Source organism: Lysinibacillus sp. G4S2 (assembly GCF_030348505.1).
GTDB lineage: Bacteria > Bacillota > Bacilli > Bacillales_A > Planococcaceae > Lysinibacillus.
In genome coordinates this window covers 2,027,415-2,049,611 of record NZ_JAUCFJ010000002.1, presented here as the reverse complement: position 1 = coordinate 2,049,611, position 22,197 = coordinate 2,027,415, and the positions used below count along the sequence as shown (strand labels likewise).

General features: G+C 34.4%; 24 protein-coding genes and 1 riboswitch. Of the genes, 10 read left to right on the top strand and 14 right to left on the bottom strand.

Annotated elements, in window-relative coordinates; all coding sequences use genetic code 11:
• The first annotated feature begins 63 nt into the window (after window positions 1-63).
• From QUF91_RS10465 to QUF91_RS10455, 3 genes are all read left to right on the top strand, one after another.
• Complete coding sequence (locus tag QUF91_RS10465) at window positions 64-1,194, top strand: DUF418 domain-containing protein (protein ID WP_289417725.1); 1,131 nt, start codon at window positions 64-66, stop codon at window positions 1,192-1,194.
• Window positions 1,195-1,345: 151 nt separating this feature from the next.
• Entirely contained in the window at window positions 1,346-2,323 is a 978-nt protein-coding gene (locus QUF91_RS10460) for a sensor histidine kinase (protein ID WP_289417724.1), read from the top strand.
• Window positions 2,320-2,925 carry a response regulator transcription factor gene (locus tag QUF91_RS10455; protein ID WP_285398709.1) on the top strand — a complete coding sequence of 202 codons (606 nt, stop codon included), beginning with the start codon at window positions 2,320-2,322 and terminating at the stop codon, window positions 2,923-2,925. The genes QUF91_RS10460 and QUF91_RS10455 overlap by 4 nt, the downstream gene beginning before the upstream one ends.
• A 59-nt stretch (window positions 2,926-2,984) precedes the next feature.
• On the opposite strand, the gene QUF91_RS10450 is transcribed toward QUF91_RS10455, so the two are convergent.
• The 4 genes from QUF91_RS10450 to QUF91_RS10435 all read right to left on the bottom strand — a co-directional run bounded on the left by QUF91_RS10450 (window position 2,985) and on the right by QUF91_RS10435 (window position 5,971).
• Window positions 2,985-4,343 (bottom strand): PepSY-associated TM helix domain-containing protein, encoded by a 1,359-nt coding sequence (locus QUF91_RS10450; RefSeq protein ID WP_285398710.1) that lies wholly within the window; start codon window positions 4,341-4,343, stop codon window positions 2,985-2,987.
• A 264-nt stretch (window positions 4,344-4,607) separates the two neighbouring features.
• Window positions 4,608-4,790: a hypothetical protein gene (locus tag QUF91_RS10445; protein ID WP_285398711.1), complete on the bottom strand. Its 183-nt coding sequence runs from the start codon at window positions 4,788-4,790 to the stop codon at window positions 4,608-4,610.
• A gap of 162 nt (window positions 4,791-4,952) precedes the next feature.
• A riboswitch (cobalamin riboswitch) is annotated at window positions 4,953-5,120 on the bottom strand.
• Between the two features lie 306 nt (window positions 5,121-5,426).
• The gene (locus QUF91_RS10440; RefSeq protein ID WP_289417723.1) at window positions 5,427-5,732 is read right to left on the bottom strand and encodes a hypothetical protein; all 306 of its coding nucleotides are present in this window, start codon (window positions 5,730-5,732) and stop codon (window positions 5,427-5,429) included.
• Between the two features lie 59 nt (window positions 5,733-5,791).
• Window positions 5,792-5,971 (bottom strand): hypothetical protein, encoded by a 180-nt coding sequence (locus QUF91_RS10435; RefSeq protein WP_289417722.1) that lies wholly within the window; start codon window positions 5,969-5,971, stop codon window positions 5,792-5,794.
• Window positions 5,972-6,314: 343 nt separating this feature from the next.
• Here QUF91_RS10435 and QUF91_RS10430 point away from each other — a divergent pair, with 343 nt between their 5' ends.
• The 5 genes from QUF91_RS10430 to QUF91_RS10410 all read left to right on the top strand — a co-directional run bounded on the left by QUF91_RS10430 (window position 6,315) and on the right by QUF91_RS10410 (window position 9,312).
• Window positions 6,315-6,464 (top strand): hypothetical protein, encoded by a 150-nt coding sequence (locus QUF91_RS10430; RefSeq protein WP_289417721.1) that lies wholly within the window; start codon window positions 6,315-6,317, stop codon window positions 6,462-6,464.
• A gap of 231 nt (window positions 6,465-6,695) precedes the next feature.
• A complete protein-coding gene (locus QUF91_RS10425; RefSeq protein ID WP_289417720.1) occupies window positions 6,696-7,268 on the top strand; it encodes a TetR/AcrR family transcriptional regulator in 573 nt (190 codons plus the stop codon).
• Between the two features lie 17 nt (window positions 7,269-7,285).
• Window positions 7,286-7,666, top strand: coding sequence for a DUF5367 domain-containing protein (locus tag QUF91_RS10420; RefSeq protein ID WP_289417719.1), 381 nt, complete (start codon window positions 7,286-7,288; stop codon window positions 7,664-7,666).
• A gap of 69 nt (window positions 7,667-7,735) precedes the next feature.
• Complete coding sequence (locus QUF91_RS10415; RefSeq protein WP_285397252.1) at window positions 7,736-8,098, top strand: VOC family protein; 363 nt, start codon at window positions 7,736-7,738, stop codon at window positions 8,096-8,098.
• Between the two features lie 281 nt (window positions 8,099-8,379).
• Entirely contained in the window at window positions 8,380-9,312 is a 933-nt protein-coding gene (locus QUF91_RS10410; protein ID WP_285397251.1) for a C40 family peptidase, read from the top strand.
• A gap of 710 nt (window positions 9,313-10,022) precedes the next feature.
• Here QUF91_RS10410 and QUF91_RS10405 read toward each other — a convergent pair.
• On the bottom strand, window positions 10,023-11,408 hold the full coding sequence (locus tag QUF91_RS10405; protein ID WP_285397250.1) for a UDP-N-acetylmuramoyl-tripeptide--D-alanyl-D-alanine ligase: 1,386 nt from the start codon (window positions 11,406-11,408) through the stop codon (window positions 10,023-10,025).
• 148 nt (window positions 11,409-11,556) lie between these two features.
• The gene (locus tag QUF91_RS10400; protein ID WP_285397249.1) at window positions 11,557-12,951 is read right to left on the bottom strand and encodes a UDP-N-acetylmuramoyl-tripeptide--D-alanyl-D-alanine ligase; all 1,395 of its coding nucleotides are present in this window, start codon (window positions 12,949-12,951) and stop codon (window positions 11,557-11,559) included.
• A gap of 149 nt (window positions 12,952-13,100) precedes the next feature.
• Between QUF91_RS10400 and QUF91_RS10395 the strand changes: the two genes are divergently transcribed.
• Window positions 13,101-14,306 (top strand): ATP-grasp domain-containing protein, encoded by a 1,206-nt coding sequence (locus tag QUF91_RS10395; RefSeq protein WP_285397255.1) that lies wholly within the window; start codon window positions 13,101-13,103, stop codon window positions 14,304-14,306.
• A gap of 104 nt (window positions 14,307-14,410) precedes the next feature.
• Here the strand turns inward: QUF91_RS10395 and QUF91_RS10390 are convergent, their stop codons facing one another.
• From QUF91_RS10390 to QUF91_RS10360, 7 genes are all read right to left on the bottom strand, one after another.
• A complete protein-coding gene (locus tag QUF91_RS10390) occupies window positions 14,411-16,681 on the bottom strand; it encodes a YheC/YheD family protein (protein ID WP_285397248.1) in 2,271 nt (756 codons plus the stop codon).
• 261 nt (window positions 16,682-16,942) lie between these two features.
• A complete protein-coding gene (locus QUF91_RS10385) occupies window positions 16,943-17,374 on the bottom strand; it encodes a hypothetical protein (RefSeq protein ID WP_289417718.1) in 432 nt (143 codons plus the stop codon).
• 332 nt (window positions 17,375-17,706) lie between these two features.
• A complete protein-coding gene (locus QUF91_RS10380; RefSeq protein ID WP_289417717.1) occupies window positions 17,707-18,042 on the bottom strand; it encodes a DMT family transporter in 336 nt (111 codons plus the stop codon).
• Window positions 18,043-18,056: 14 nt separating this feature from the next.
• Window positions 18,057-18,383: a DMT family transporter gene (locus QUF91_RS10375; RefSeq protein ID WP_285399209.1), complete on the bottom strand. Its 327-nt coding sequence runs from the start codon at window positions 18,381-18,383 to the stop codon at window positions 18,057-18,059.
• Window positions 18,380-18,919, bottom strand: coding sequence for a TetR/AcrR family transcriptional regulator (locus QUF91_RS10370; protein WP_285399207.1), 540 nt, complete (start codon window positions 18,917-18,919; stop codon window positions 18,380-18,382). The genes QUF91_RS10375 and QUF91_RS10370 overlap by 4 nt, the downstream gene beginning before the upstream one ends.
• 129 nt (window positions 18,920-19,048) lie before the next feature.
• Window positions 19,049-19,264: a helix-turn-helix domain-containing protein gene (locus QUF91_RS10365; RefSeq protein ID WP_285399205.1), complete on the bottom strand. Its 216-nt coding sequence runs from the start codon at window positions 19,262-19,264 to the stop codon at window positions 19,049-19,051.
• Window positions 19,265-19,275: 11 nt separating this feature from the next.
• On the bottom strand, window positions 19,276-19,914 hold the full coding sequence (locus QUF91_RS10360) for a DUF2975 domain-containing protein (RefSeq protein WP_285399203.1): 639 nt from the start codon (window positions 19,912-19,914) through the stop codon (window positions 19,276-19,278).
• A 174-nt stretch (window positions 19,915-20,088) separates the two neighbouring features.
• Here QUF91_RS10360 and QUF91_RS10355 point away from each other — a divergent pair, with 174 nt between their 5' ends.
• Complete coding sequence (locus QUF91_RS10355; protein ID WP_289417716.1) at window positions 20,089-20,784, top strand: SUKH-4 family immunity protein; 696 nt, start codon at window positions 20,089-20,091, stop codon at window positions 20,782-20,784.
• A gap of 46 nt (window positions 20,785-20,830) precedes the next feature.
• Here QUF91_RS10355 and QUF91_RS10350 read toward each other — a convergent pair whose 3' ends face one another.
• Complete coding sequence (locus QUF91_RS10350; protein WP_289417715.1) at window positions 20,831-22,099, bottom strand: DUF5068 domain-containing protein; 1,269 nt, start codon at window positions 22,097-22,099, stop codon at window positions 20,831-20,833.
• Window positions 22,100-22,197 lie beyond the last annotated feature (98 nt).

Genomic DNA, 22,197 nt, shown 5'->3' with positions numbered 1-22,197 from the left:
ATGTTTTCCCTTTGATTTTCCATATGATTTAAGTAAGAAAACAAAGAGAGAGTGATTTGAAACATGCTACAAAATAATCAAAGGCTACCGTTAATAGATATATTACGAGGTTTTGCTGTATTAGGTACGCTTGGTACAAATATTTGGATTTTTGCTTATCTTGGTGAGGCATCTGCTATTATGACAAGTAATTATTCAGGCTGGTGGTCATTTAATGACTTTTTACGAATGTCAGTTTTATTTTTAGTAAACGGCAAGCTACTTGGATTGTTAACAATTATGTTTGGGGTTGGTCTAGAATTAAAATATCAACTGTCCAAACGGCAAGGAAATGCTTGGCCAGGTATGTATATTTGGACACTTGTATTTTTATTTACGGAAGGGCTTATCCATTTTACCTTAGTTATGGAATACGATATTTTAATGAGCTATGCTGTGACAGGGATTATCGTTGCCTTTATCGTCAAAGCTGGTGATAAAGCGATAAATCGTTGTTTATATGTGTTCGGTGGTTTTCATGCCATCATGATTCTATTCATTTTATTAAGTACATTGCAAGGTGCCAGTGTACTCTATGATAGCGATTCGGTCGTTTCACTTTATCAAAACGGCACTTGGTTTGAACAAATACAATATCGCTTAGCAAATTTTCTCTACTATAGAGCAGAAGCAATCTTTATTATTCCCATGAACATCTTCTTATTTTTACTTGGTGTTAAATTTATGCGTAACGGTGTATTTTCTCAAAGTGAGCATGGTCGCCAAGTCCGAAAAAGGCTATTTTCTATCGGTATTTATATTGGGATCCCATTGAATCTTCTTATTTTTATTCCTGGAGGAACTTTTGATTTCCCAGTTCGCTATTTATTTGCTCCTATCCTATCAATTGGTTATATTGGTATATTAGGTAAGCTGATAGAATACAAGAAGGCAGATTGGTTATGGAAGAAACTTGGAAACGTCGGCAAAATGTCTTTAAGTTGCTATGTTCTTCAAAATATTATGGCATCTATCATTTTCTATGGCTGGGGCTTAGGTTTAGGAGGAAAGTTGAATAGCATTGAAATTATTGCCATTTGGATGTCCATTTCCCTCCTACAAATTTATATTGCCCATATGTGCATAAAGCACTTTCATTTTGGACCATTGGAATGGGTTCGTAAAAATACCATTCAAGCTATCACACGTAAATAATCAATAAGGGTTGGTGTAGCATATAAAAATTTACCCAAGAGATCAAGCAAAGCATTATCTAATTATCGATGTAGTAACGCTCATTTTTTTATGCACCATGGTATTAGGATCAGATTCTCAATTATCATTACTTGCTAAAGTAATAATTCTAATGTTATTTTTAGTAGCCTTCTATATTGCTTTATGGTTTAAAGATTGGCGTTTACTTGGAGCTTCTTTAATAGGTTTTACTCTTATTGTCATACTAGGTATTTATGAAGGTTCTACTATGTTAGTTTTTGGATTTACATTTGCTGATTTACTTGGAAGAGCTAAAACTAAGTGGCATATTGCAGTAGGAATGTTTGCAATTGCCCTTATGTTTTTTATAGTTATTTGGTTTGAACCTGGAACATCTTTTACATTAGAAACCGAAGTTTTAATACCAATAATGATCATTCAGCTACTTTTTCCAATGCTAATCTATTATGTAGAAAAATCAAAAAAACTACAGACAGAATTAACAGAGGTAAATACTCAGCTTGTACAGCAAGAAGAAAGACAACGTATTGCTAGAGACCTCCATGATACGATTGGTCATACATTGACAATGATTAAAATAAAAACAGAACTAACATCAAAATTAGTCGATAAAGATACTATGCGTGTTAAAGAAGAGTTAAATGAGATTTTAGCAACAACGCGGACAGCACTTAAGCAAGTAAGAGAATTAGTGTCCGATATGAATTTTATTTCGTTAGAGAGTGAGCTAATACTTTGTCAACAGCATTTACAAACAGCAGATATTTCCATAAAAATTAAAAATAATTGCCCAAAACTACTACTAGCAAGTGTGGAAGAAACGATGCTGTCCTTATGTCTTCGGGAAGCAACTACAAATATTATTAAACATAGTCAAGCGAAAAAATGCCAAATAGATATCTACTATATAAATGGAATATTAACATTTAAAATTTTTGACGATGGTGTGGGCTTACATAATCAAGGCCATGGCAATGGATTATCATCGATGAAAGAAAGAATGAATGCCCTTCAAGGAAGTGCGTCCATTGACAATTTAGCGACAGCTGGAACGATTGTGACGTTAACACTACCTATCCAACAATACAGAAAGGAACATAATATATGATAAGCGTATTACTAGCAGAGGATCAGCAAATGTTACGTGGTGCCTTGGCTTCCTTGTTGTCGTTTGAGCCTGATATAAAAGTGATCGCAGAAGTTTCAGATGGTCAAAAAGCGTGGGAATATATTCAACAAGAGCTACCGGATGTTTGTGTATTGGACATCGAAATGCCGAATCTTACTGGACTTGAGCTCGCTGAAAAAATTAGACAAGCAAATTTACCATGCAAGGTGATGATTGTCACTACCTTTGCACGCCCTGGCTACTTACAGAAAGCGATGGATTGTGAGGTTCACGGTTATTTACTAAAAGACGAACCGATCGACTATTTAATTGAAACAATTAGAAAAGTGATGAATGGTGAAAAGGTAGTCAGCAGAGATTTAGCTGCTACATTGTTTATGAAGGAACAAAATCCACTAAATGAACGTGAAATTGCTGTTCTGCAGCTCGTAAAAGAAGGTCTAACAACCAATGAGATTAGTAAAAAATTATTTTTAACGAAAGGTACTATTCGAAACTATTTATCAACCTCCATTCAAAAACTACATGTCGAATCTAGACAACAAGCTGCACAAGTTGCAAGTGAGAAAGGCTGGCTTTAGAAAAAGAAAAGCGATACTGCATTCCTCATCTAATGGAGGAAACAGTATCGCTTAGTATGTTAATTGACTTCTTTTTTATTTTTAGATACCAAATTTATGATTATTTCTATCAGTACAACAGCTATTAAAGAAAGTCCAAATAGTGGCATCAGAATACCTAAAATAATCATGAAAATGATAAAAGGAATAGATACTTTTTGAGAGATTTTAGGTGGTGCAGAAAGATGATCTTTCTTCTTGCGTAGTACCCATGTTCTAATTCCCCAAGCAATAACCACTAAAAATGCTACACATACTAGTAAATTGATTAATTTATTTGGCCAGCCAAACAAGTGACCTTCATGTAAAGGAATTCCCCAAGTGAACCATTTCGCAAGAATGCCATAGTCCTCATAGTCAACCTTGTCAATAAACTTCCCACTATATTGATCAAAATACATCGTTGTTTCATCATACGGGCTAACATCAAGGCCTGTTACACCTGTGTTACTAGACTTTGCAACTGTATAGACACCGACATCACTAGTAGGATAGATAATCGCGTAAGGTTTTGATATATTCATTGCATCAATTTCATGTTGTAGCTTTTCTACACTTAGTTGGTAAGGGTTAGCACCACAGACCGTACTTTCTTTCATACCATGATGTGCTGCATGTCCTGAATCTGACGTTGGAGGGGTTTCTTTACGAGTAGCCCAAGGAATCTCACTTACATCAGATGTAGGTGGCTGTTGCTGCAATAATGGCGTGCCGAAAGACGGATGATCTTGTGAAGCTTGGTAAATAAAATTCCCCATCACCGCAGACCAAGGTAAGCCTGTGAAAATAATAACAAGCATCGGGATCGTAATAATTGTCCCAATAAGCGCATGAAATTTTCTACTTTTTTGACGTTTGTTTGTCTGCTTTGTTTTCTTTAGTAGTTTTGCTTTAAACGTCATATATATGCCTGAAAGCAGTAAAAAAACAGCCCAACACGCAGCTAATTCTACTAAATAATTGACAAAAGTTCCTCCGATAAATAAAGAACTATGCAAATTTCTCATAATATTAGAAAATGTGTAACCAGCATCTTGACCACCAATAATTTGGTTATGATCATCTAAGAACACATATCTCTCTTCCCCATCTGCATTTTTCATCGTTAAACGTGTATTATATGGTTCTTCTAACTCAATAATTTTATTTGTTTTATAGCCAGCATATGATTCTTCTGCAAGTTTAACAGCCTCGTCAATGGATAGTTCTTCGGTTTTTCCACTATCACCAAAAAAGTAGTTATCATATAAATGATCTTCAACATCGGTATAAAATAGATAACCTATACCACTGAGTGTTAGCGAAATAAGCAGTGGAGTAATAAATAATGCGGCATAAAAGTGCATTCGCCAAAAACTCTGATAAAGCGGGTTTTTCATGAATAATTCTCCAATCTATAATAATAAGCGCAAAATTATTATATAGAGAAAAAGTGAAATAAGAATGAAGTCCTATAGGATTTTTTATGACAAAGATAACCTGAGATTGATTTCCGTTCCGACTGGACACTTTCACGATGTGCCGCTTCGCTCCATAAAAAAACTACTTAATGCCCCATCAAAATGGTGAACATTAAGTAGTATTAACGGCCCGTAACAAATAATCAGTGGGATGAAGAACCCTCCACTGATTAAAGTTACATTTTATCCAATTAGTTCTTTCATTACATTCGAATAAGCTGTTAGAATATCATATTTATGAACAGCATCCTGCCCAACATACTGTTCAACTAGCTCCCATAACGTTTGAGAAGCGTTTGTATACTGCTTTTGCATGATTTCATATTTTAACAGATTTTCATAATACTCGATTACTTGTGGATTCATGTGTAACACTCCTCCTCTTTAAAAAACGGTCTACTATGGCAAATACACGACATACTACGGTAATCGCCAGGTCGAATTAAGCATTCTATTCGTAATAAAAGCTACATTCTTAGCAACCATCGTACTATAAGCATGCAGAAGAATTTCTCTAGTCACACTCAACACCCCTATCCGCATAGGTTTTTCGGTTGTATTAGATAGCCTTCCCATTACAAGTCGTAACAGTTTTTGAAACGTGCTCCCAATTACAGTTGCTGGTCAGCGTCGAATTTGCACCAATCTTCCCTTTTAAACAAATCGAAATTCCAAGTTGTATCTATATCTTATTATTCCGTTATTATTATTAGACCATAAAGCTTTGTGTATACATCAATAGCCTAAAAGATTAATCAACACTCCTGCGATTATCTATTGGTAATAGATTCAATTTTTAAAGTCATTTTAGTAACTTGTTATAATTTTTCATTTTTTGGACAAACAAAAAAAGCGTACCAAAAATTTCGCATGCTTCTTCTTTTATTTTTAAGTATCTAATTGTTTTGAGAAATAAAATAATAAAACCCTTCCAAAGTATAGAAGGGGAAAGTTGGTATATAATAGTTTATTTTCTTAGTTAGTTAGTTAGTTAGTTAAATGCTATGTACGTTTTAAACTTTCCTCATACTCTTTTTGCATATTTAAGATAGGGTAAAATTCATTAAATTTCAAGACAACTCTATCGTAATCACTTTGTTCTAGCATCACAATAAATTCTACTTCCCCATCTAAAATAAAAGGTGTAAATCGGTCACATTGAACATATGACTCACATTCTAAATTAGCTTCATGCCAATATCTAATTTCTACTCTATTTTGAGGTCTCGGTTTTGTAGTTATTTTTAATGCAAGTAATTCTTTAGGCGTAGAAGTCAAAACAAAAACAAGGAGTGAGAACTTTATCACCACGTCCTTCTTCGTAAGGATGGTTAAGTCTGTATATGTCTCTTGCTTTCATAAATCAGTCAATCCTCCATCCAAAAGTCATAATCAGGATGAGAAGGATTAATTTGCATAACTCCATTCTTGACTATTACAGTTTTTTTACTTGCTACAAGTTCCTTAATTCGTTCACTATCAAGATCATATCTTTTAGTAATCTTTTCTTTTGTATCGAATTTTTCTTCTTTTAGAACTTCTAACATATCTTTATCCTCCCTTTCTTTCACATTCTATCACCTCCAATAAAGTAGAATAGATAATACTTCAATTATATTAGAGATTGATAGAGATTATTTAGGGAAATTATATTTAGTGTCGAGCCCCAAAACAGAATCGCTAAAGCTACTTTCGTTCGTTTTATAGGGATACTTTGAAGATTTATCGAAACAAAATCGCTCTTTATCGAAACTATTTGAGCTTATATCGAAACAAAATCTCATTTTATCGAAACTATTTGGGCTTTTATCGAAATACAAGCTCTTTCTATCAAAGAAATGATGAAGAGCTTGTAGTGTAGGGCTACTCGACGCTCTCTAGCATGAAGCCTTGCTCTGTGCGAAAGCGAAGCGACAGCAACAAATTGTTTTATCTGTGCGAAAGCGAAGCGTCAGCGACAAATTGTTTTATCTGTGCGAAAGCGAAGCGACAGCAACAAAGCGAGTAGCACGTAGCGGAAATCAGATCCTTCTAATTTAATCAAGGTGGATAAAAATGGTTAATCAACACACCTGAAAGGTTATCTTTTCTAATCAACATTGCTCCACTTATTTCAACAATTCAATTTTTCATATAATAAAAGCCCTTCAATCGATCCATCGCTTCTTCCAGTCTATCCGTACGTTTGAAAATGCACTTGTCAATAAAGGAATTTTTTGTTATTTTAGAGTTAGTTATCCAACTAACTAATAACGAAGGAAGTGTACATGAATGGCAAAACCTACTGGTATCGAAAAGTCGGATTTGTTAACTGCTGCCAAGCAAAGTTTAGTTGACAAAGGAATTGAAAAATTTACATTAAAGGCTGTTGCCGAGCAAGCTGGTGTGACACAGGGAACCATTTATTATCATTTCAAAACAAAGGAACATATCATTCTAGAAATTATTCAAGACATCTGTGAAAATTCTTGGAATGAGATTTTGGCAATCGATCAACAGATGATTCAATCTGCGCTTATTTCTGCAAAGAGTCGTTATGATAATGATACTTTTTACCATAAATTATTTTTTACCTTAATCGTCTTTGGCTTCACGAATCCGTCAATTAGACAGCAGATTGGACAAATTTTAACAACCGAAAATGAACATTTAAGTGACGGTTTAAAAAAATTATGGGATACATCGCCAATTGATGGCGTGTCGATGGATACTTGGAGTATTTTTTTTAACGCCCTTATTGATGGTCTAGCTATACAAGTGATGATGCGAGATGACTTCGACATAGATGCACTCTATCAACAATTAGAAAAAATTCTACAGACATTGTATCGTCTAGGAAAATAATTTGAGGAGGAACCACTATGCGATTCTTTTTATGTTGGGGGTTTGGGATTTGGCTTATAGCAAGTGCTGTATTTCGATTAATGGGACAGTACTTTTTTATCCTTGAGAAACCTTTCCTCATGATAGGTGCTTACATTTTGGCTATTCCGCTCATTTGGCTAGTAACTGTCCCAATCTATTCTCTAAAAAAGAAATCGGGCTCAAAACAACTACAAGCAGCAATTTGCATCGCATTACCAGGAATGCTCATCGATGCAGTCGTATTATTATTTTTTGATACTATTTTTACGAATTTACCAGCTAACTTAGATCGCTATTTTGCTTCATGGCTGCTATGGGCCTATTCCCTCATCCTTCTAACTGGTTTCATTAAAACTTCATTTCGGACAAATCACTAGAATTTGAAGGATTTAACATTTTCATTCTAGAAATAAGTATAGAATCATTAATTTAAGGGGGAGTAAAAAATGATTATTGGCTTACACCATGTTCAAATAACTATTCCAAAAGGTCAGGAAGATCAGGGCAAACATTTTTATTGTACGACGTTAGGGTTAAAAGAGATTGAAAAACCAGATTCTCTAAAAGGTCGAGGTGGATTTTGGTTACAGGTCGGCAATAAAGAGGTACATGTAGGAACAGAGGATGACTTTGATAGACTAACGACAAAAGCTCATATTGCCTATCAAGTTGAAAATATAGATTATTGGAAAAAAGTATTAGCTGAACATCATATAGAAATATTAGACTCAGTTCCTATTCCTCATTTTGAACGCTTTGAATTTAGAGATCCATTTGGTAATAGAGTTGAGATGATTCAAGAAATTTAAAAGAGCCCTCATTGTACTGCCTCGAAAATGTTAGTGATTTCTCTAGCATTTTCGAGGCAGTTGATCCTCAATCTACACATAATACATCCTACTGAAACATTTGTAATGAAACTGTAAATTCCCGCGATGAAGCCTTTTATATCAAGTGTTTAAAGCCTATTCCAATTAAGCGTGGTAACATTTACCTCGAAGAAGCCCTACTTTTTCATGCTACGATTAATTCCAAGGCAAGCCAAAACAGGATTTAATCCTAACAATAGCTTCAGGAGGTAATTGACAACATGAATAAACGATTTTTAACTACAACATTAGCATTGACGATAGGTTTTAGCACATTGGGAATGGTACAACCAGCTGTCCATCCAATAGAAGTAGAGGCTGCAACAACAAATGCTCAAAATAACGCACAGGCTGTTGCTGCGAAAGCGGATCAATTAATTCAAACTGGAAAAAGCTTAATTGGTAAGGCGACATACAGTAATACTCAATACAAGCCTACATATCCATATAAGTTTTCTTGCGCTTCATTTTTAATGTACATTTTCGAGAAGAACGGTGTTGATCTTGGGACTTATAATGAAGATTATATGATGCAGCAAGGGACATACGTAGCGAGAAATCAATTACAAAAAGGTGATTTACTATTCTTTAAGAGTAAAAAGACAGGGACAGATCCTGATCATGTGGGTATGTATATTGGCGACAATAAAATGATTCACATGGCTGATTCTAAGCAAAACATTGTTATTTCTGATTTAAACAGTAAACCTTATTACAAAGATAGTTATGTAACTGCCCGCAGAGTATTACCTACTTTACTTTCAGCTAATCCTGCAACGAAAGGTGATAAAATTGTTGAAAACGCCTTTAATTATAAAAATAAAGTAACAATTAGCTCAACGAATAACGAATCAAATCTACGCTTTACAGCACCAGGATTCGTAGACTTTATCTATCGTAAGAGTGGAATTAAACTTGGTACAACCAATTTAAAAGAACTAATGAACGTTGGCACAACGGTTTCAAGTACCAATTTAAAAAAGGGCGATTTGGTGTTCTTTAATAGTGTGAAAGGCTCTAAAACTCCATCATCCGTAGCTATCTATGCAGGAGATTCTCGTCTCATCATTCCGAATTCTGATGGTGTTACTACGAGAGTACTAATGGTTGACTATTATAAACAGCATTATATTACAGCCAAACGTGTGTTTTAAGCAAGTTCAACTCTGCTTTCTACCAATAAAATCATTTCTAATGCCTTAAATTTGTATCTACATGGACCGAAATGTTTAATAGTATAAATGAGAAAAGAAGTATTCCTCTATTTTGAGGATACTTCTTTTTCATGTTGTTGAAAAATTATTATGGCAATTAAATTAAGGTGTCCTATTAAATAAAGTGTGTCTCTTCGGTAAAACGTCGGGTTGATTTCCGTTCCGACTGAGCGCTTTCCTGCGGGCGTCCAACCTCCACTCCAATTAACCGCTTCACATAGCATGTGGCATGTCACTCTTATATATAGTGATAAAAACGAAACTTCAGCAACAATTGTTTTCTGCGCGAAAATGGAGTGGTAGCCGCAACAAAAGCTCAGGAAGAGGCTAGATGCTCCAAAATGCCAATCGCTGATAAAATGCCGAGAGCATCATGAATCAGTAATAAAATGCCAAGAATCGCGCCCTTAAGAAAGTGAATAGCTTGGAACGGAAATCTCCATCATTTAAAGTGCCACAACATTCACAAAGTTTCCCGTGAGCCTATTGTTTTTCAACCCTATGAAAAGGCTGAGACTTAGGTAAATTTTTAAAGCCAAATGAAAAAATTTCACATCAGAAAAGCGCAAGAAATCAACGTTTCTAAAATTGATTTCTCGCGCTTTTTAAGGTTTTAACCAGTTATGTCCCAGTCTCTTTTTTCTAGCTTATTATTTATTTTTTAACTGATTCGCAAATTCAATCATGGATTTACTAGACATGGGACCTTTAATAAGGACAATTGTATCACTATCAAGCTTAGGCTTAAGTACATCTAAAACTCCTGTCACGTTAGTAAACTTATGAACCTCTGCCTTCGTTCCTTCCTTCAACGCTTGATTCGCAATATTTTCTGCTCTTTTGCCAACCGTAATAAGCGTATCAACATTTCTGGCCGAGACCATTGTGCCAATCTCTCGATGATATTTTTCTTCGAATCTACCTAATCGCTTAATGTCACCTAAAATAAGAATTACTTTTTTCCCTTTACCTATCGAATCTAATACCTTTAAAGCTGCTTCAACAGAAGTCGGGTTATTTGTCCATGTATCATCTACAATAGTACAATTCCCAATACCAGTTGAAAACTCTAGGTGTCTTGCCATCGTTTTGAACGTTTTTAAATGCGAAATAGCGCAGGCAATTGACAGTCCCATTTCCTTTACGGCAGCTATAGCCGCTAATGCATTATATACTTGGTGTTCTCCGTATCCTGGAACGAATAAATTGTACTTTTCATTGGACACGTTTAGTACAAATTTCATGCCATCTTTTGTAAATTGAATGTTAGTCGCTTGATAATCTGACTTTTCGTGTACGCCAAAGGTAATAATCTTCCCTGTAAATTTATGCAAGGGGATTTTTTTAATGTTCTCATCATCACCATTAATGATTAACGTGCCACCTTTTCTGATTCCTTCTAAAATTTCTGCCTTTGCTTTTATATAGCCGTCAAGATTATTACATCCATCTAAATGATGGACACCTATATTCGTAATAATACCAATCGTAGGCTGATAGATCATACATTGGTGTTTTATATTCCCTACATTTCCCAAACCCAATTCGAAGATAGCTGCTTTTGTTTTCTGATCGATCCCAGTCAAGTACGGTAAAGATTGCCGTGGCTCATTTTTACTGCTCACAGATGCTTGAACATTCCATTCCTTACTAGCTATGTGTTTAATCATTTCTTTCGTTGTCGTTTTACCACACGTTCCTGTTAAAGCAACCACTGGTATTTGAAATAGATTTCTGTAATATTCAATGAATTTCCAATAGGTCTGCACAATACTCTTAACGCGAATAACGGTCGTATTCTTCAGCGATTTTTTCAATTCTTCTGATGATTTATCCGAAATGACTAGAGATGGGCCCTTTCGATCTATCTCTTGCCAGTTGATTGTATCATTTTTACTAACAAACATAAGTGTATGATTTTGTGTCAGTTCATGTCGGTTATAATAAATTGCATGTTTTACAGACCAGAGTTCAGAGCCGCTTATTAATTCTCCATGCAATATTTTTCTTATATCGCTAACACTTATATGTTGCAAGTTAACTACGCCCCCTTTCTATAAAGTATATTTCTGTATAAATGAGCTAATATATGACCATGCTTCTACATTTCTTAGCAATTGGCTATTTGCATGCTCAATCTAATAAATGATGAAAAATAACATTTATTTAGGTGATAAGAAGAATCTAATCAGAAGTAGATGATTTTTTTATTTTTAAATCATCTGCCAACTTCGAAACTTCCCTACTGTACATATCTCCTTTAATGAAAAGAATAGTGTTTTCATCTACAATTTCATCTAACAATTTATAGACGCGCGTACTATTTTTAAAGATATAAACAGGTGAAGTAAGTCCTGCCTCAATGGCATGAACCGCCATAATGCTTGCATGTTCCCCTATCGTAATGAGTACATCGACCCCAATTTGACTGATTAATTCTCCTGCTTGCTCGTGAATAATATATCCCCAAGACCCTAAATCTGTAATCGTTCCAAGAATGGCAATCTTTTTCTTGCCTTCTCCGAGAGCATTCAAAACCTTTAATCCTGCCTCCAAAGAAGTTGTCGTAATATTCCATGTATCATCTATTAATACGGAATTATTAATGCCCTTAAATACTTGAAGTTGCTTATTCAATTTTTTGAATGATGGCAGTCTTTTTGCTGCCAACGAAATCGGCAAATCCATTTCATAAATAGCTGCAATAGCAGCAAGGGCATTATATACTTGATGCTCGCCAAAACCTGGTACAAAGATTTCATAGAGTTTCTTCTTGTGATGGACGTTGAACAGCATACCATTATTGTGGTAGCGGATATTACTTGCTCGAAAATCACAAGATTCATGCTTACCTACCTTAATGATGCGTCCTTTAAACTTCGATAAATCTATTTTATTTATGTTGATATCCTCAGCATTAAGGATTAATGAGCCTGTAGGACTAATAATGTCCAACATTTCACCCTTTGCTTGGATATACCCCTCTAAAGTTTTGCAATAATTTAAATGATGTGCTCCTATATTTGTAATAATCCCAATAGTAGGCTTGAAGTATTCCCCTGCATTTCGGACGTCCCCCGGTGAACCAACAGCAGTTTCAAAAACAGCTGCGTCGGTATCATCATCAATATTCAGTAAATATTGCAAAGAAGCGGTTCTAGAATTACTACTAAGTGGCGTGGATACTACATTTTTTTCATTAGAAAGTATATGTTTGATCATTTCCTTTGTCGTCGATTTACCAGAAGTACCAGTAATGGCTACGATAGGGATATCAAATTGATTGCGATAATAATTTACGAATTTCCAATATGCCTCATCTATATTATTTACTTTAATGATGGTTATTTGCTCAGGTATTACATATTGACTGTATAGTCTATCGGTTACAAGGACTATAGGATAAAATGGCTCTAAGTCTTTCCAGTTGACAATACGCTTACTCATAAAAAGTAAGGTATTTGGTCTTTTCACTTGCTTCAGTCGATAAGCTCCATGTTGAATTAACACTTCCTTCGACCCTTGCACTAATCGGCCTGCAGTAATGACTGTTAAATCCTGCACCGTAAGAGGCTTCATATTATTTTTCCCTCCCTTCCACTCTAGTATATGTAACTTATTAAAAGTTGCTTGGATGTACACGAGATACTTAACTAGAGGAAACCTATTTCTTCGCATATATATATAGTTGATTACACATCTAAGTAACAATAGAAGGAGTGATATACCTGAAAACGATTATATTTATCGGCACTAACAAATCTGGGTCAAGTCGCGAAGCAACAAAAGCAGCAGAAAAATTAGGTTATTTTACTGTACTTTTTACTAACAACAAAAAGCAATTACAGCAGAGAAAAGCCTACCCAGATATTCATCAAATGGTTCTTATTGATACTTCGAATATAGAAAACATGAAAGTTGAGATTCATAATTTAATTAAATTCGGATTAGAAATAAAATCTATTGTTAGTTTTGTCGACCCTTTTGTCCATATTGCCTCAATTTTATGTGATGAATTTTGTGATAACTATACATCTTCAACAGCTATTGAAATGATGGAGGATAAAGAGAAAACTAGAAATTTTTTAAAGAATCAGCCTTATTCGCCTAAGTTTTTTCTTCTCAAGCCAAGTGAGGCCGTCTCTAATAACTTTGAATTCCCACTTATTGTGAAATCTCCAAAATCAACAGGCTCTAAAGATGTTTTGTTAGCAAACGACTCAAGTGAACTGAACAAACACCTGAGCTATCTACGAAGTAAAAATCCTCGTGAAACACTTATGATTGAAGAATATATCGAAGGTCCGCAATATTTAGTAGAAGCACTTGTCTATAAACGTCAAGCTAATATCATCGGTATTATCGAACAAGAAATTACTCAAGGTAAACGTTTTATCATTACTGGATACGGTGTTCTCGTTAAAGCTCCAAAAGAAATTCAAAGTGGTCTTGAGGAAGTTCTCAAATCTATTGTAAAAGAGTTTAACATCGAAAATGGTGCTTTGCATTTAGAGCTTCGTTTAACAAAGAACGGCTGGAAGCTTATCGAGATTAATCCTCGAATTTCAGGGGGGGCAATGAATACTATGCTTCACGCTGCTTTTGGATTTAGTTTAGTGGAAGAAACGCTTAAACTATTCTTAGGTGAACAGCCCGATATCAAACCAAAGCATAGAAAGTTTGTTTATACAAAATACATCATTGTAGAAAGTAAGGGTATTTTAGAAAAAGTTCTTGGAAGAAATAGAGCAACGAATTCACCAGGAGTTGTGGATGTATATGTGAAGCCAAAAAGAGGGACATTATTGACCCCTCCTTTATCGATGGGACATCGTTATGCATATGTAATTGCGGAAGGCGCAACATTAGCTGAAGCAAAAAATAAAGCCATAGAAGCCGCAAAAGAAATAAAATTCATTCTCAAAGCATCTTAGAATTAAAGTACTTTCTGAAAATGCTCTCATACAATGATTTATTTAACTAAAAAATATCCCGAGTAATTGCTTCCTTCAAAGGGCAATTACTCGGGCTTTTTTATTTATTCTTGATATTTTTGATCTAAAAATTTAACCGTATCAAACATATTCGTTTTACTAGCACCCTTTACTAAAATGGTGTCGTTAGGTTTTATGACTTTCTCCAAGAGGGCATGCAATTTTTCCTTATCTAGGAAATGATAAATTTTAGAAGGATCCATCCCTTTTGCCTTCGCTGCCGCTCCCATTTCCTCCGTTCTAAAGCCATAAGTAATGAATAAATCTATGTCTTGCTCATAAATGAATTCGCCTAATTTACGATATTCCTCTTCTCTCAAATCCCCTAATTCTCGCATTTGTCCAATAATAGCAATTTTACGTTTCTTCGCTATATTTGAAAGAACGTCAATAGCGGCACGTACGCCCTGCGGATGTGAGTGAACAGTATCATCAATGATCGTAATGTCATCACGACAGTTATAAATAGTTAATCTTCTAGGTGGTTTTTTGAAATTCAATCCTGCTTTAATATCTTCTGGACTAAACCCTAAATAATCTGCTACCGCAATGGCATTTAGCGCATTATAAACATGATGTTCTCCTAAAATTGGGATATACATGGCAATTTCCTGTCCTTGTAGCTTTATTTTAAAGGTCATACCGATGTCTTTATACTGGATATCATAAGCATTATAGTCAGCTGTACCATGAATACCAACTGTTAAGATTTCCCCTTTAAACTGCCGTTTCTCTAAATATTTCGAATTCTCATCATCCTTATTCAGGATTAATAAACCGTTTTGGTCCATTCCATGGATTAATTCCGACTTTGCCTTGGCCACACCTTTAATATCTCCGTCAAAGTTGCCCACATGAGCTAAACCGATATTTGTAATAATACTAATATTTGGTTGGATAATGCTACAGTGATTTGTTATGATGCCTGGGTAAGCCATCCCGTACTCAAGCACAACAGCCTCATGCGAATCATTAATTTCTTCTTTATGTTTTTTCGTATGCTCTGTTGTATTCCAATAATCTTTTGACTCAAAGATATTCCATTTTTTCGATAAAATAGAGGCAAGGAATGCTTTTGATGTCGTTTTTCCAGCACTTCCGGTAATCGCAATAATCGGTAAAGCCTTTTCTCCAGCTATATCTTTATTTTTCTTCCGTTGCGTAATTTCCCTTTTAACCTCAACTATTTCTTGATACTCCTCTTGTTGTGTAATCTCCATTTTAACTTCGGCTATATCCTTATTTTTCTTATGTTGCCTAATCTCCCTTTTAATTTGTTTCTGGTTCTTAGCGAGGTACATTGCATACCTTATAGTATTAATGACCACATCTAATTCTAAATAAAAAGCAGGAGGACAACCTGGTCGCCAGTTCACTTCATACATCCAAATTTTTCTTTGCTCATCTAAGCCTATATCAATGCCAATTTCATCAATAACTTCGCCAAATTGCACTATCTGAATTTCATCTAAATGTCGAGCCAGTGACAAGGAAAAATGCTCTAACATACGCCGAATATCATAGGCTTCGTCTTTAAATTCCTGCTCTAGAAAAGGATCTAAATAATTAGTAAAGCCACCATTGTTAATATTCGGTATAATCGAGCCATTTGGTGCAATTCGTGGATAAATTGTCGTTATAACCCATTTACCTTCACCGTCTTTTTGAACGTGAAGACGAAAATCATATATTTGACCCGATTTTGTTATGGATTGGATAAAAGGCTGCACGATAAAGGTGCCTGTAGTAAGTTGCCCTCTAATTAATTCATCTAGCTGTAACTTTGAACAAACAGTAGTTTCCCTATCCTTCCTTACCTCAAAGTTAGTTCTCCCTACTTTCGAAATAAAATAAATCCCTTTTCCTTTCCGGCCATCTATCGGTTTAAATACGACTTTTTTATAATAAGCCATAAAATTATGGAGTATATCAACATTTTCCACAATCTCAGATGGGATTAAATATTTTTCAAACTCCTTAGCTTCCTCAAGACGCTTCATCACATTCCATTTATTACCTATAGAGTAAGTTGTAAAAGGGATTTCCTTTTTCAATTTATCAATAATGTCCTTTGATACCGATAATTTTTCGGGACTTCCCGCATTGTATATGACATCTGGGAAGGGCATCATTTTATCATGCCAATCACCATTCTCATATACCTTTCCTCTAATGGAGCGTTTATCAAAGTTAACGCTTTTTGGTGTAAAATAAAAAAATTGAGCTCCCTCTGCTTTTGCGACAGCCGCATATGCATATGACTTAATAACTGTTCTAGGATCTAAACGATGATGTAACATTCCAATAATTGTCATGCCATGTATCTCTTCCTTTCATCTAATTCTCTCTCTAATAAATTCAGCTAATGTAACGTGCATATAGACATATGCTCTAATTTTTATGTTATTTTAGTAACATGTATGTTAATTAACCATCTTTATCTATTTTAAAAGACACTGATCTCTGCTGCGGGCAAGTATCGGTTAAAAATGGGCATACACTAGCAAACTATCAACAAAAAAATCCCTTTATCGATCAATAGTGAACACGCCTCTTTTAGGTACTTAAAATTTCATTCACCATTTTGGCTCAATGATTAATTTCCCTTTTAACATTTCAGGCTTTAATAACTGAATCGCATATATACCACTTAATTCAATAGATTTTTCCGTAGATGTTTTTTCTAACCTCACAACATCTGCAATCAAATTCGTATCCCGGTCTTCATAATCAAAGGCACGTAAAAGCGAAATAGTTCCACGGCAACGCTCCCTATCAATAGCCTCTATACGAAAAAACTCTGTTTCAAACTGCTTTACTGTATCCAATAATTTTAAATGAGTACCGTTGTGTGTTACTAAAAAGAAGGGTATCGTATCACTTCCCACTATTTTCACAAGCAGCTGTCCAAAGTATTTAGAATGAAAATCTTTCATCATATCCTGGAGTGCTTTTATGTCGTAGAGTGCATCGCATAAAAAATGGTTTCTTTTGTTGTCATTATTCAATTCCCCCAGCCCCTCCCCGGTCTTAATGAGCCATCTGTCATCAATGAATCCATTACAAAAATATTTAATACCTTCTCGTTATAATATGTAGAGCTTAGGAATATGACGACTTTTTTCGTGAGAGAAACATCAAAAATGGGGAAATTAAATAAACCTAAATAAAGAGGAATTTAGGATGATAACAATTGAAGGCATTTCTGATGGAATAAATCCGTTTTTTAAGAAAGCAAATATGAGTAACTCATCCAATCTTTCATTAAATTTTTATTAAAAAAGGGTTCTACAAAATAAAGAAAACGTCCATTTAATTTGGACGTTTTCTTTATTTGACGCTATGTTGTGGCATTATTTTCATTCCCATGATTTAGAAGAATAACCCCACCAATAATAAGTGTGATTCCGATGGCTGAGTAAAGATTAAACACATCTCCCCATAACACGATTCCCACAATGACTGTTAATGCTGTACCTATTCCAGACCAAACGGCATAGGCTAGGCTTAACGGTAGCGTTTTTAAACATAGCGATAATGAATAGAACGAAATGCCATATCCAATTGCGACTGCAATCGATGGACCTAGAATTGTAAATCCTTCAGAATATTTAAGCATCGTTGTGGCAAATACTTCGCTGACAATGGATAACATTAAAAATAAATAACCGTTCATTTGCAAATTCCTCCTTAATGTCCACTACCAGCAAGGTTAAGAATAACCACACCGACAATAATTAATAGAATACCCATAAGCTTTTTAAAATTGAATAATTCCTTATAAAAGACTACACCGACTATTGCTGTGAGCGCGGTTCCTAATCCTGCCCAAATCGCATATGCCGTACCAATTGCTAAAGATTGTAATGTTAAAGATAGGAAATAAAAAGCTGTTCCATATCCAACCACTACACCGATTGTCGGTAATATTCGTTTAAATCCATTTGTTAGTTTCAACATTGAGCTTGCAAAAACTTCTGAGATAATTGCAATTAATAATAAACCAAAAGCACTCATATATGGTATTCCTTCCTTGTCATTTGCATTAATTGTTCAAAGACACCCTCTATTGCTTCAGTAGAAATCGGTGCAATATTTAACCGTTTTGAATAATACAATCCATCAATCGTTAACCGAATCAAATGGACAATAGAGACCTCTAACCCATCTTCAAACAACTCTTCTAGTAAGCATTCGTAGGCTGATGCAATCGATGCATGGTCCTGTTGCAAAATTTGAATCGCAATATTTAAGGATGCCCCTTTCGCAAGATCTTTTTGAGAAGCTAAAATAAATGCTCTCGTCAATCTCCCTGTCCCTTGCTCTTGGCTTGCTAGATGCTCATATAAATGCATAACGTCATTCAAAATCGTTTCGGCTATCGCTGTTTGAAGCGCATCCTTCGTTTTAAAATGATAGAGTAATCCGCCCTTACTAATATTCCCCCTACTTGCAATCTTATCTAAAGTCAACGTACTTACATCATTGTCCTTCAAATATTGAATCGCGGTTTGGATAATATGTAATCGCTTTAAATCAGCTTTTGATGACATTTCATAGCCTCCTTATAAAATAAAAAACCGTCTGGTCGGTCTTTTTTATTTTATAGCTCTTCACTCATATCGTCAATTATAAAAGTAAAAGTTTCGAGACCCGAACAGCATTCACTCTTCGGGTCCCTATTATTCTTCTTCATCCTCTATATATTCTAAAATATCTCCAGGTTGACAGCCCAATGCCTTACATATCGCATTTAATGTAGAAAAACGTACGGCTCTAACCTTTCCTGTTTTTAAGTTGGATAGATTGACAATCGACACATCAACCTTTTCTGCTAGCTCACTTAGCTGCATTTTTCGATCAGCAAGCATTCGATCTAACCGAATAATTATTGTCATTTCTTCACTTCCTAAGCTGTTGCATCATATTCATCTTGCAAAAACGCACCGTATCGAACTACACGTGCTATCGTCCAAATGGCTAATCCACATAATAGTAACGTCCAATTAATTCCAGTAAAATGAAAGGTTAATCCTTTTATCAATCCTGTACCTACTAACAACTCATCTAAATTAAATTGTTCAATAACAATATAGGCAATGTACGTTTGAAATGAATCTACTGTTAAGCTTAATACAACTACAGCGTAAGCAATCCACTCCATTTTTCTACTATTCGTTCCTGAAAAAATAATCCCCTTACTTAAATTACTTAATAGATTCCTTACTTGGACAACGATAAATAATAATATTCCTATGTATATTGTAGCAGTAAATAATAATTTCACGAAATTCATTTTTGTATATTGGATATCTTTCGCTACCTTATCTGCTAATTCAATTTCCATACCACCTAAATGAGCAGAAGCTGTTAAATAACCCTGTGTTAGAAAATTGTTTACTTGATTCTCGGGCACAAAAATTGCTCCAACTAAAAATACACCTATCATAGTAAGTCCAAATATCATCAAAACCATAATGATTGTAAAAACTGTACGTAACCCTTTTGTTAAAAATCGAAATTCTTTACTTTGAAGTGTTTGTTCCATTCAAGCATCCCCTCTCTTAATGTTAATTATACGTTCTATTTTATCCTTTTCAATAATTATTTAATGTTTATCATTAAAATTTCATTGTTTTAATTCGATTTATAAAGCAAACTAAATTCGGTATAATATTACAATAGAAGAAAGTTTATAACTTAGAAAGGGAGTATATATAAATTGGATTCTTTACATACATATAGAGCTATCTTGCAAATGGATCAGAAAGGAATCTCTCAAACTTCAATTGATTTTTTAGTTGAGAATATTGGAGATGACTTTGAAAAGTTCCGCAAAAAATATAAATTTTTATCAATTGCTAAAGGATTTTTGAGAAGTTATTCCTCACTAAAAGAAATGAAATTACAAAGAGAAATATCAAATTTAGAGCAATCTGGTGAGAAGGAACCTTTAAAGAAACTTGAAAGTGATTGGTACTATGCAGATATTATAAATAAGCTACCAAATTATTTGATGTTTGAGGATTTCTATTTAATTAAAGAACATACCAATTATGAATACTTTGTGCTCAATCGAGCTAGCGATGAAATCTTTTTACTAGACTACAACAATTTAGAAAACATTGAACGTATATTTGTAAATTCATCAATAGAGACTTTTTGTCATTCGCTAGCAATCTATAAACGGTATGTTAATAAAATTACTAAATACTACAATGATTTTCGAGATAAAGAGGAAATGAAATTTAGTGATAAAATCTTGGCAATCCCTCATCAATTAAGGACTAAGTTACGAAAGATTGATTCTACTCTAGAACCTTTACATTATTGGGAGACAATATGTAATGAATGGGAAGAAAAACTTGTGCTACTAGAATCGTCCCATAAAAAAGGTTTAGGGCTTCAAGGCTGGTAAATATAAAATTAGCCCTCTCAAAACAATATGAGAGGGCTTTTACAATTTATTTTGGTAATGTAAACGTTACTTTATGGCCTTTAGAAGTATCCTTTGCCCCTTGATCTCGAATTGGACCTAATTCAATTTCAAAGGATTTATCTTTCCAAATTTTTTCATATTGCTCTTGGTCTAATACGAATACTTGCAATAGCTCGCCAGTTTCTCCAGCTTTAACAACGTCATTATAACTGTAATTTAATAACATGCCTTCGCTCAATAAATATTGCGCTCCATCATTAACAGTTAATTTTGAAGACATAGAAGATAAGCCAATTTCACTAGCAGCTTTATTGTCTAGCTTAAATTTCACTGTTAATAAAGTAACACCGTTTGTGAAATTGGAGAAACGAGGAGCTTCCACCTCATTTGGTGTAAATGCTGTAAACTGATATCCATCTAAAATAGCATTTACATCACCAATTTTTTTACTGTCATTGATGCCGCTTTTTTCTTTCAGCATCTTCTTTTCACCCATATTGTCCATCGTTACTTTATCTTGATAGAATGATGCGTTACTTGATACTTTTTTCGAACCATCCGTATTTAAAGCAAGATTAAATCTTCCTTCTGAACCAATAGTAGCATCATATTTTTCTTTTTCAGAAAGCGGTACTGGAACCATAACTGATACTGTGCCCAGTTCATTGATTTTTGCTAAATCTGTTGCACCGAATGGATAAGCGATATATCCTGTTACCTCTTCACCCTTTTTTAGCAAATAATCTGTTTCATAGCCTAGTTTTGTTGGCAATTGATCTTCTTTAGGAATTAATTCCTTATAGTTCGTATAATATTTATCTGCACCCGTAAATGTAATATCTAAAGTAGGCGTATAATAAACATCTTTATCCATGTCATTTTTCACTGTGTATTTAGCTAAAATGACACCACCATTTGTTTCCTCGTTAAAAGGAATATTAAAATCAGTATGGAAATCCTTTAATTCTACTACTGAATATGCATCAAGTGAAATTGAAACATTCTCCATTTTATGTACTTGGGGTTCATTGTTTTCAAAAAGAACTTTAGTTTTCCCTTGAGTTTCCTTTTCCATATAGGAAATTAAAGAAGCAAAGTCAGCTGATCCTTCAGTTGATTTCTTATCTTTTTTAGGCTCGTCTTTTTTGACTTTATCTTGTTCTTGTCCTTTTTCTTCCTGTGTGTTCTTTGAATTATCGTCTTTTTTTGCTTCATCCTCACTGTTTCCACAGCCACTAAGAATAATTGAAGTGGATAAAACTAGCGAAGACATTAAAAATAAACTCTTTTTCATTTCTTCCTCCAAGATGTATCTTCATAAATTTTTAGCTCAATAAAAAAATTATACTAATAAAGCTATTTTTTGTTTCATCACCAAAAATGATATTTGTC